Below are 10,883 nucleotides of genomic sequence, written 5' to 3' on the forward strand. Positions count from 1 at the left end.
CCTGATTCAGCTGCGCGCGCGTAAGCGTGAAATAGCGTCCCGAGCGCACGAGCAGGAGGAACGAGAGCCAGCTACGGATACGCTTCAGTCCCATATCAGCAGTTCCGCGGGCGTCGGGTTGTAGGCGTTGCACGGATTGTTCAACTGGGGGCAGTTGGAAATCAGCACGATGACGTCCATCTCGGCGCGCAGTTCGACGTACTTCCCCGGTGCGGAAATGCCGTCTTCGAAGGTGAGCCCGCCTTGCGCCGTCACGGGCACGTTCATGAAGAAGTTGATGTTCGCGCCAATGTCCTGCTTCGAGAGCCGGCCGTCATGCGCACAGGCGCGCAGGAAGTTGTCACGGCAGCTGTGCATATAGCGCTTTCCCAACGCGTAGCGCACGGTGTTGCTCTCCTGTGCGCAGGCGCCGCCGAGCGTATCGTGGCGTCCACAGGTATCGGCAACGATGGTCAACATCGGATTGCCGAGATTCGAATACAACACGGAGCCCGACGTCAGGTAGAGGCTCTGCTGTCGACGCAATGTGCGTTGCGGGTCGAAGCGCTCACGCGGGTCAGCGAGACTGTAGAACAAGGTATCGACCGCCTGGTTGCCCTCCAGATCGACGATGCGCAGTGTCTGCCCCGCCTTCACTTCGTGCAGCCAGGGCTCGCCCGCTGCCACTGTCTCGCGGTAAACCGCGCTCGCGGGCTGTTTGTCGCTGACGATAAGCGTGCTAGTCATGAAGTGCTCTCCGCTCAAAGAAAGAAACGCTCGGTGTTGATAAATCCGCGCACGTTCTCCTCGCATGCGGTACGGCACACTTCCGCCACATCGGGCTGCGCCTCGCTCAACGCGAGTTGCACCGCCTTGGGCGCATATTCGGGGTTCGGATCGAGCGGATGCTGGATCGCCGTGAGCACGACCAGCGTGTTCATCGGCGCGTACAGGTCAACGTAGTCGCCAGCCTTCGAGTTGTGGCTCACGAAATTGAGCGCCCCTTCGCTCGTGACGTCGACACGGCTGAAAAGGTTGAGCGTCATGAGCAGGTCCGAGATATCGAGCCCCCACTTGCTCATCTCGACGAGCAGATTGTCCGTGCCGTTGCGGTAGAACCCGTTGCGCAGTTCCTGATAGCGCCCTTGACCGTATCGCGCCGTGACTTCTTCTGCGTTCGAGACGCCGCCGATGCTGTCGTGCCATCCGCATGTGTCGGCGACGATGGCGGCGAGCACGCGGCCCATATCGGAGTACAGGCAATGACCCGTGGTGAGCTTCGCGGTGTGCTGGCACTTCAGCGAATCCGGCAGGTTCAGACGCTCGCTCTTTTCCGTTGCATTGACCATCATGACACTGACGTTGGCGCCGCCGTGCAGGTCAGTCACGCGCAACGATTGTCCGCGCTTCACGATGAGCGAGGTATGGCCGCCGCCCGGGACGGCTTCTTCAAGCAGTAACTTCATGTTTTCGTTCCCTTCATGAGACCACTTCGATGCTGGCCGATGCCCCTTGAACCGCGGCGCGGGCCAGATGGACCGCGGACACCGATTCGCGGCTACGGTCGAGCGGAATGTTGTAGGTGATGCGTGCGCCGTAGGCGCCCGGCGCTTGAGGGTCCACGCGCACCTTGTCGAACACGAGCACGCGGCTTCCCAGCGTGAAGCCTTCCTTCAGGTCATGCGTCACCATGAAGATGGTTAGCTTCGCTTCGCGCCACAGTTCCGAGAGCAGCACGTGCATGTCCTTGCGGATGCCGGGGTCGAGTGCGCCAAACGGCTCGTCGAGCAGCAGCACGCGTGGCTTCATCATCAAAGCCTGCGCAATGGCGAGACGCTGTTGCATGCCGCCGGAGAGTTGCTGCGGGTACTTGTTCAAGGCCGCACCGAGTCCCACCCGCTCGAGCATCGCCGCCGCCTCGTCTCGTGCCGCGCGCCGTTGCGCTCCGAACAACCGGCCCGTGAACCGGGCCTTTGGAAGCTCCAGTCCCAACATCACGTTGCGCAGCACGCTAAGGTGCTCGAACACCGAGTAGCGTTGAAACACGACGCCGCGATGGGCATCCGGCTCGCCGGGCAGCCGTTGACCGTCCAGCAAGATCTCGCCGCGCGTCACCTGCTCCTGACCCAGCAGCAGCCGCAGAAAAGTCGACTTTCCGCAGCCGGACGCGCCGACCATCGAACAGAACTCGCCCTCTTTGATGGTGAGATTCAAACGTTCGAGGACCACCTGGTCGCCGTATTCTTTCCATACGTTGCGGACTTCGATCATCGTCCACCTCCGCCATACCAGGGGAACGACCATTGCGTGATCCGGCGCAGCAGCTCATCGGTGAGCCACGCGAGCAGCGTGATCCACGCGACATACGGCAGAATCAGGTCCATGGAGAGGTAACGGCGCACGAGGAAGATGCGGTAGCCCAACCCATCGGTCGATGCGATTGCTTCAGCCGCGATGAGAAACAGCCACGCAGCACCGAGCGACAGACGCATCGCCACCAGCAGACGCGGCAGGAGTTGCGGCAGGACCAGACGCAAAATGACCGTCCAGCTCGTGGCCCCCAACGTCTGAGCCTTGACCCACAGTTCGGCGGGAATGTCGCGGGCGCGAGCGTGCAGGTCCCGAATGATCATGGGCGTAATGCCGAAGACGATGAGCACGACCTTGGAGAGCTCGTCGAGCCCGAAGACAATGAAAAGGATCGGCAGCACGGCAAGCGGCGGCACCATCGAAACGACGGTGATGAATGGCGAGAGCGTCGCACTGACGAGCGGCAGCGAGCCCGTCGCGATCGCGGCCACCAGCGCAATCACCGCGCTCACGAGAAGACCGATTCCCAGTCGCCGCAAACTCGAGAGGGTGTCGTCCCAGAACAGATACTCGCCGGTGCGCTTGTCCTCGGTGAACGCGACGGATTTCACGGCATCCTGCATTTGCGCCGCGCTCGGAAGCAGCTTGTCATCGGGATTGAGCTTGAGCCGCTGTGCAGATCCCGTGAAATACACTGCAAACAGCACGACGAACGGCAGCAGGAGCAGCATCAAGCTGCCGATCCGGCTCGGATGTCGGTTGATGAGTCGCATGGTGACCGCCTCTTTGAAACGTCAATGGCTGTTTCAGAGCTTGCCCGCCGCCGCCAGCTCGACATAGGTCGGGTCGAAACGCAGCTTCACGTTTTTCTTGTCGCCCACGACCACGTCCTTGTCGAATGCCATTCCGACGGAATCCGCACTCTTGGCGTCCTGGCCGAGCAGACCATGGTCAAACGAGAACTTCGCTACGCGCGACATGATCTTCGGCATGTCCGGGCTCGTGACGAACGCCACCGCCGCCTGCGGGGTGTAGAAGAGAGCCGTGGTCGAGAGTTGCCCCTTGAAGTTCGCAAGGTCGGTGCCGGAGGCCTTCGCCATCGACGTCAGCGCGGTCGTGCTCGCAGCAGAGTCGCTGTGCATCAGCGCGACCATCTCGAACCATGCGCCCGTCAGTGCCTTGCCAAGCGCCGGATTCTCTTGCAGCGTCTTGGTGTTGACGACCATCATGTCCATGATTTCGCCGGGAATCTTGCTCGAATCGAAGACTTCGGTCACGTTCGGCTGCGCTTTCAGGTCGGCGAGCATCGGGTTCCATGTCACCGCGTTATGAACGGTCGGGGTCGCGAACGCGCCTGAGATATCGGCGTCGGATGTGTTCACAACCTTGAGGTCGCGCTCGCTCATATGCGCGCTTTCCAACGCGCGTGCGAGCAGGTAGTGAGAGACCGAAAACTGCACGAGGTTGACCTGCTGGCCCTTCAGGTCGGCGATCTGTTTGCCCTTGCCCTTCATGAGCACGCCGTCGTTGCCATTCGAGTAGTCGCTCACAATGAGTGCCGTCGAATCGACGCCGCCCGAAGCCGGGATGGTGAGCGCATCCATGTTGGTCATCGCGCAGCCGTCGAACTTGCCCGCGGTGTATTGATTGATCGATTCAACGTAGTCGTTCAACTGCACGACATCGATGTTGATGTTGTACTTCTTGGCCCACTTCGAAATGATGCCCTGCGTTTTGGCTTGACCCCACGGCATCCAGCCGGCGTAGATGGTCCAGCAAACCTTGAAGTCGCTGCGGCCCGCGGCGAATGCGGCACTAGAGGCGAAGGTGGCGAGGGAGACGGCGGCGATGCCAAGACAGCGAACGAGCTTGCGCATGAGGTTGACCTCAAAGGAGACGGTTAGCAACGGCAGGGAGCAGCGCAAACATCGCGTTCTCTCCCGGGCTTTTATCCCGCCGTGTAACCTCGCCTGAGGTCGACAGCTCTCGGACCAGCACCTGCGCGAAGCAGGCCGGAACCCTAGCTGTCCATTTCCAGATTGTCTGTCGAACCGGATGCTGCGCCGGCTCCTTGCCCACTCCTTAGAGCGAGAAGCGTGCCAATGAAAAAAAGCACGCCTTCCGGGCACGCGGGGCATGTTCGTGCCCCGCATCGGGGAAACTGCGCACTAGCATGCGTCATGACGCACCCGATCCGGGCGCGCGACGGTCGGTCATGCAAGCGATGAGTGCGACAGTTACCGGGCGCCCGCCGCCGCTCGTTCGACCGATGTCGAGACCGCTGCGGGCGTTTCCTCGATGCGCCGGAAGATCAGCGCAGACGCCAGCGTGATCGCACCGACCGCAGCGAAGCTCACCCGGAAACCCAGCGCCACCGATCCCCATTGATCGGCGGCGAGACTCACGAGTGCGCCGCCAACCGACACGCCGAGACCCATCGCCAGCATCTGCACCATCGAGAACAGGCTGTTGCCGCTGCCGGCATCCTCGTGCGAAAGTCCCTTGAGCGTGACGCTGTTCATCGCCGCGAACTGCATCGAGTTCGCCGCACCGAAAATCGCCAGCACCGCGATCTCGACGATGATGGGCGTGTCGTGCGATATCAATGCAAACGCAACGATCGATGCGCCAACGATCAGCGTGTTCACGAGCAGGAAAGTGTCGTAGCCATAGCGGCGAATCAGCGGGGCGATCCAGCGCTTGGCCAGGGCTCCCGAAATAGCGGCGGGCAGCATCATGACGCCCGATCGCAGCGGCGAATAGCCGAGCTCGAGCTGCATCAGCAGCGGAACGAGGAACGGCACCGCGCTGGACCCGATCCGGCACAGCAGGTTTCCGATCAGACCGACGCTGAAGTTCGGCTCGCGGAACAAAGCCAGCTTGAAGAGCGGATTCTGGCGCCGCCGTGCGTAGGGCACGTAGGCGAGCGCGCTGACGAGACCGAGCACGAAGAGCCCCGCGGACCACGCGGCGCGATGCGATTGACCCGGAACCTCTACCGCCAGCGAAAACGCGATCATGCACAGCGACACGAGCGCGCAACCGGCAAAATCGAACGGAGGCGCACGCTCTCCTGTCGCGCGAGGCAGATAGCGCAGGACTGCGAACAGTCCGACAATGCCAATGGGCACGTTGATCAGGAAGATCCAGTGCCAGGAGAAGGACTGGACGAACCAGCCGCCAAGCGTCGGTCCAACGATCGGGCCAACCTGACCGGAGACTGAAATCAGCGCGAGCGCCGAGACATACGCCTCGCCGCTCACGGCGCGCAGCACGGCGAGTCGCCCGATCGGCAACAGCATCGACCCGCCTATGCCCTGCAGCACGCGTGCGACGACGAGTTGACCCAGCGTATGGGCGTTCGCGCAGCACAGCGAGCCCAGCACGAAGATCAGGATGGCGGTGAAGTAGACACGGCGCGTGCCGAAGCGGTCGGCGAGCCAGCCCGACGCGGGCGTCAGCATCGCCATCGTCAGCGTATAGGCGACGATCACCGGTTGCATTTCGAGTGGGCGCACGCCAAGGCTGTGCGCGATGGAGGGCAGCGCGGTGTTGACGATCGTCGTGTCGAGTGCCTGCATGAAAAAGCCTGCGGCGACGATCCACAGCAATGCGGTGTGACTGGAGTCCTTGGTCATTGAAACTTCTGGCGCGCAGCGCGCGACGACAGACATGGGGGGATGGCGTCATGGTATTGTCATCGACGTAAATCGGGAACCCCACTGACGACGTTGACTGTCATCGGCATTTCCGATAACAATGCCCGAATGCTCAATCCCATCTGGCTCCGGACGTTTGTCACCGTCGCGACCTGCCACAGCTTCACCGAGGCTGGGCGGCAGCTCGGCTTGACCCAGTCGAGCGTCAGCGAGCATATCCGCCGCCTCGAACAGACCATTGGCAGGCGGCTCTTTGTGCGCGACACGCATTCTCTTTCGATCACGCCGGACGGCGAGGCCATGCTCGCGCACGCAAGCGTGATCCTGCAGGCGATGAACCGCGCACAGGCACAGTTCCGCGCGCCGCGCCTGAAGGGGCGGGTTCGTCTTGGTTCGTCGGACGACGTCGCACTCGGTCCGCTACCGACTGTGCTCACAGCCTTTCGCAACGCGCATCCCGACGTGGAGCTGGAAATCACCATCGGCATGACCGGCGAACTTTACGAGCTTCTGGATGCCGGCACGATCGATCTCATGGTCGGCAAACGGCGGGTCGGTGACAAACGCGGTGCGGTGCTGTTCAGCAGCAGGCTCGAGTGGCTCGCGCCCACCGGCACGGTCGTGGACCTGACGCAACCTCTCCCGCTCGTCCTGGTCGCCGAACCGAGCGTCACGCGTGCCGTCGTGCTCGACGCACTCGCACAAACCGATTTCCGCTGGCAGATGGTCTGCACGAGCAGCAGTCATGCAGGCTGCGTGGCGGCCGCGCGTGGCGGGCTCGGCATTACGGTGCGATCGCAGTATCTCGCGGCGCGTGGCCTTGCGCCGCCTGTCAACGCGGCAAGCCTGCCCACGCTCCCGGATGTCGAATTCATTGCGCTGGCCGCAAAACGCCTTAGCCGTCCGGCCCAAACGCTTTTGCAATTGCTGCATGACAGCGATCTGCGCGGGTCCTGGATCGGCGAATAGCTCCAGGGCCTTCGCGACATGGCTGCGAAAGCTTGATTACGGACGCAATTCGGGGCGCACCGACGCGACTTCAGCTAACTGCGTCAATTCGCGATCAAACAGAAGGTTGACGATTTCCCTTGTCGGTACGCTGGTGACAAGTGTCGACACCTGGCGGGGACGAAACCATCGGCACTTGAGAATCTCGTTGCTCGGCACAGGCCTCGCCTCATCGGGCAGCACGGAGAAGAAAACGTGGTGCCGCTTGTTGAGCCCGCCAAACTGGAACAGGTATCCCAACTCGTAGCCCTCGAGCGTCGTTTCTTCGGTGAGCTCACGAGCAGCCGCATCCGCCGGCGATTCCTCTCGCCGGATCGTGCCGCCTGGCAGCGACCATCTCGATCTTCCCCGCTCAACGAGGAGAATCCCTCCTCGTTGCCAGCACACAATGGTTGCTCGTTCTTTCATGCTTCGGGTCTCACGACAAGCGCCGGATAGTTTCCATGAATCGATTGTTGGCCGGCTATGGGCGCCCGATCAATAGCCTGGCGGGTCCGCCGCAATGTGTAGCAACGATCGAGCCCGACGCGCGATCGAGTCGCCGAAGTCACGGCGATACGGGATCGGTGCTAAAAAGTGCCTCCAGAAGCTTTGACGCAGGACGGTCCGCGAGTCGCGCCAGCGACTCGACCATGCGAACCTGGCAGTCGGCAAGCGCAATCGCCCGGACGCCGGGCGAGCCGCCGAACTCCGCCCTCGCGACGACGCCGACGCCAACGCCCTGCGCAATAGCGGTCTGCAGCGCCTCGCGACCTTCCACGTACAGCACGGGGCGCACTTGCAGGCGCTTGCGCGCCAGTTCCGCTTCGAGCAGTTGCTGCGTGACAGATAGCGGTTCGCGGAAGATCATCGGTTGGAGTACGAGCGCTTCGTAGCTGATCGGCGCCTGCGTGGCCGCGGCGCTGCTGGCGGGTACAACGGCCACAAGAGGCTCCTCGCACAACACCCGGGTTTCCAGACGAGCGTGCACGCAATGAGCGGCAGAGATCGCAGCATCGGCGACGCCCGCCAGGACGCGCTGCATGCACTCGGTCGCGTTGGCCACCGAAAGCTTCACTACGATCCCCGGATGGCGCATGCGGAACGCGCCAATCAGCCTCATCGCCAGATCCGGCGCGTCGGCGACGAGGGAAAGCTCGCCCGACTCGAGCTCGCCTGCGGCTTCCAGCAACCGTCGTGCGTCGCGCTCGCAGGCCACCATCTGGCGCGTCACCGCGTACAGGCGCCGCCCGAGGTCCGTCAGCTCGACACCTCGCGCAGTGCGCTCGAAAAGCTGAGCGCCGTAGTCCTGTTCGAGCCGCCGCACGTGATCGGAAATCGCTGGCTGAGTAAGCGAAAGCACACGAGCCGCCTTTGAAAAGCCGCCCTGCTCCGCCACCGCATGAAATGCCCGCAATTGCGCGTAGTGCATGCCGCCACCATCGAGTCCGTGTCGTTGAAATCAGTTCTTCATGCGCAACGAGCGCGGGTCGTACGGGGCATGCAGATGCAGGGTCGCGGGAATCTGCTCTCCCGCCACGTCGATTGTGTAACGCCCCGCTGCCAGCCATGCGGCGTCGACTCCCCCTTCCGGGCGCGAGACATAACCCATTGCCACCGGGCAGCCGAGCGTGTGGCCGAAGGCGGCCGAGGTTACTGAGCCAACCGGCTTACCGTCGCGCAAGATACCTTCGCCACCCCATAGCATGCGATCGCTTGCGCCGTCGGCACTGAACACGGCGAGCCGGCGCTGCAGGGGCTGGTCGCGCAGGCGCTGGAGCGCGTCGCGCCCGCGAAACGCAATGTCTTTGTCGAGCTTGCATGCAAACCCGAGCCCGGCTTCGAAAGGGTTGTGCTCGGGCGAGAGTTCGCGGCCCCACGCGCGGTAGCCTTTCTCGAGGCGCAGCGACTCGATGGCGTAGTAGCCCGCATTGACCAACCCGAATGCTTCGCCCGCGGCGTGAAGGGTCTCGTAGACACCCACTGCGAATTCGACCGGAACGTACAGCTCCCAGCCCAGTTCGCCGACGTACGACACGCGCGTCGCTCGTACGGTCGCGTAGCCAATATCGACCTCGCGGCTTTGTCCAAAGGGGAACGCCTCGGGGCTCCAGTCTGCCTTTGAAACACCTTGCAGCAGCGCTCGCGAATGCGGCCCCATCACGGCGAGCACCGCGTACTGGCTGGTGACGTCGACGAGCACGCAGTGCCGATCGTGCCCAATCGCTTTCTCGATGTAGTCGAAATCGCGGGTTGCCTGTGCGGATCCCGTCACGACGAGATACTGGTCATCGGCGAGGCGCGTGAGCGTAACGTCCGACTCGTAAGCCCCTCGCTCGTTCAGGATGCCTGAATATACCGTCGTGCCGACCGGCACCGCCACGTCATTGGCAACGATACCCTGCAGAACATTTTCCGCGTCACGCCCCTTGACGAGCAGCTTGGCAAACGAAGTCATGTCGAACAGCGCGACGCGCTCGCGGCAGGCACGATGTTCCGCGCCACTCCACGGCAGCCAGTTTTGCTGGCCGAATGCATACTCGATGCGCGCCTGCGCGGGTTGAGGCGCAAAGAAGTTCGCACGCTCCCAGCCCATCTTGCTGCCAAAGCACGCGCCATCGGCGGCGAGCAGCGCATGAAGCGGCGAGCGACGGAACGGGCGCGCCGTGTCGAGTTCGCGGTTGGGCCAGGGCATTGCGTAGTGCAACCCCAGCGTTTCCTTTACGCGGTCGTGCAGCCAGGTGTCGTTGCCGTTGAAGCGCGCGAAGCGGCGGATGTCGACGGGCCACAGATCCATGGTCGGCTGGCCAGCAACGATCCACTCGGCGAGCGCCATCCCGGCGCCGCCTGCCGAGGCAATGCCCATCGAGTTGAAGCCTGCGCCGACGAAGAAGCCACGCAACTCGGGCGCCTCGCCGAGGATGATATTGTTGTCCGGCGTGAACGATTCCGGCCCGTTGTAGAACTGGCGAACTTGCGCGGTTTCCAGTGCCGGCACGCGTTGCAATGCGTTTTCCATCAGCACTTCGAACTGATCCCAGTCGTCAGGCAACAACTGGAACTCAAAGTTCTCCGGAATCCCGTTCATGCCCCACGGCTTCGCATCAGGCTCGAAGCCGCCCATCACGAGGCCGCCCACCTCCTCCTTGAAGTAGATAAAGCCGTCTGGATCGCGCATGACGGGCAAATCGGGGTGAACTCCCGCGATGCGCTCGGTCACGATGTAATAGTGCTCCGCCGAATGAAGGGGCACCGTGACTCCGCATAGCCTGCCAATCGCTTTCGCCCACTGCCCCGCGCAGTTCACGACGAAATCTGCCTGCAGCATGCCTTCGTCCCCGTCCTTGTTGCGCCACGCCACGCCTGTGACTGCGCGCCCGGCACGCGTTGCCGCCGTATGCACAGCGGTGATTCGTGTGTTCTCGATCACGCGGGCGCCACGCATGCGTGCGCCGCGCGCAAGCGACTGCGTGAGGTCCGTTGGATTCGCCTTGCCGTCGCCCGGAAGCCAGACAGCGCCAAGGAGGTCGTCGGTGCGCATCACCGGCCATAGCTCGCCCGCCTCTCGCGGCCCGATCACGTCGCACGTCACGCCATAAGCGTGTGCTGAAGCAGCCGTACGTTTCAGTTGCGTCATGCGCTCTTGCGTACGCGCCACCGAGAGCGAGCCGCACTGCTTCCAGCCCGTGGCGAGCCCCGTCTCCGCCTCGAGTTCGGCATATAGCGCCGTGGAGTAGCGAATCAGCTTCGTCATGCTGTGCTGCGAGCGCAACTGGCCGACAAGGCCCGCTGCGTGCCAGGTGGTACCGCACGACAGCACGCCCTGTTCGAGCAGGACGATGTCGCTCCAGCCAAGTTTCGCGAGATGGTAAGCCACGGAGCAGCCGACGATACCGCCGCCGACGATCACAACGCGCGCATGCGCAGGGACAGGGGTGGGCATAGGGT

The 10,883-nt window shown here is 63.0% G+C and carries 10 protein-coding genes and 1 riboswitch; of the genes, 1 reads left to right on the forward strand and 9 read right to left on the reverse strand.

Annotation, left to right across the window (positions count from 1 at the left end):
• Positions 1–84 precede the first annotated feature (84 nt).
• The 6 genes from VSR72_RS32310 to VSR72_RS32335 form a co-directional block, all read right to left on the reverse strand.
• On the reverse strand, positions 85–726 hold the full coding sequence (locus VSR72_RS32310; protein ID WP_342956323.1) for an urea amidolyase associated protein UAAP2: 642 nt from the start codon (positions 724–726) through the stop codon (positions 85–87).
• Between the two features lie 14 nt (positions 727–740).
• Positions 741–1,445: an urea amidolyase associated protein UAAP1 gene (locus VSR72_RS32315; protein WP_342956324.1), complete on the reverse strand. Its 705-nt coding sequence runs from the start codon at positions 1,443–1,445 to the stop codon at positions 741–743.
• Between the two features lie 13 nt (positions 1,446–1,458).
• On the reverse strand, positions 1,459–2,250 hold the full coding sequence (locus VSR72_RS32320; protein WP_342956325.1) for an ABC transporter ATP-binding protein: 792 nt from the start codon (positions 2,248–2,250) through the stop codon (positions 1,459–1,461).
• Positions 2,247–3,062 carry an ABC transporter permease subunit gene (locus tag VSR72_RS32325; protein ID WP_342956326.1) on the reverse strand — a complete coding sequence of 272 codons (816 nt, stop codon included), beginning with the start codon at positions 3,060–3,062 and terminating at the stop codon, positions 2,247–2,249. The genes VSR72_RS32320 and VSR72_RS32325 overlap by 4 nt, the downstream gene beginning before the upstream one ends.
• A 33-nt stretch (positions 3,063–3,095) precedes the next feature.
• The gene (locus VSR72_RS32330) at positions 3,096–4,166 is read right to left on the reverse strand and encodes a putative urea ABC transporter substrate-binding protein (protein WP_342956327.1); all 1,071 of its coding nucleotides are present in this window, start codon (positions 4,164–4,166) and stop codon (positions 3,096–3,098) included.
• Between the two features lie 58 nt (positions 4,167–4,224).
• A riboswitch (guanidine-I (ykkC/yxkD leader) is annotated at positions 4,225–4,324 on the reverse strand.
• A gap of 202 nt (positions 4,325–4,526) precedes the next feature.
• Positions 4,527–5,927, reverse strand: a complete 1,401-nt coding sequence (locus tag VSR72_RS32335) for a DHA2 family efflux MFS transporter permease subunit (RefSeq protein WP_342956328.1) — start codon at positions 5,925–5,927, stop codon at positions 4,527–4,529.
• A 129-nt stretch (positions 5,928–6,056) separates the two neighbouring features.
• Here VSR72_RS32335 and VSR72_RS32340 point away from each other — a divergent pair, with 129 nt between their 5' ends.
• Entirely contained in the window at positions 6,057–6,917 is an 861-nt protein-coding gene (locus VSR72_RS32340; protein ID WP_342956329.1) for a LysR substrate-binding domain-containing protein, read from the forward strand.
• 36 nt (positions 6,918–6,953) lie between these two features.
• On the opposite strand, the gene VSR72_RS32345 is transcribed toward VSR72_RS32340, so the two are convergent.
• From VSR72_RS32345 to VSR72_RS32355, 3 genes are all read right to left on the reverse strand, one after another.
• Complete coding sequence (locus VSR72_RS32345) at positions 6,954–7,364, reverse strand: NUDIX domain-containing protein (protein ID WP_342956330.1); 411 nt, start codon at positions 7,362–7,364, stop codon at positions 6,954–6,956.
• Positions 7,365–7,503: 139 nt separating this feature from the next.
• Positions 7,504–8,367, reverse strand: a complete 864-nt coding sequence (locus VSR72_RS32350; RefSeq protein ID WP_342956331.1) for a LysR substrate-binding domain-containing protein — start codon at positions 8,365–8,367, stop codon at positions 7,504–7,506.
• Between the two features lie 30 nt (positions 8,368–8,397).
• Positions 8,398–10,878 carry an FAD-dependent oxidoreductase gene (locus VSR72_RS32355; protein WP_342956336.1) on the reverse strand — a complete coding sequence of 827 codons (2,481 nt, stop codon included), beginning with the start codon at positions 10,876–10,878 and terminating at the stop codon, positions 8,398–8,400.
• Positions 10,879–10,883 lie beyond the last annotated feature (5 nt).

Origin of the sequence: Paraburkholderia sp. JHI869, assembly GCF_038900775.1 — a bacterium.
Taxonomy (GTDB): domain Bacteria; phylum Pseudomonadota; class Gammaproteobacteria; order Burkholderiales; family Burkholderiaceae; genus Paraburkholderia.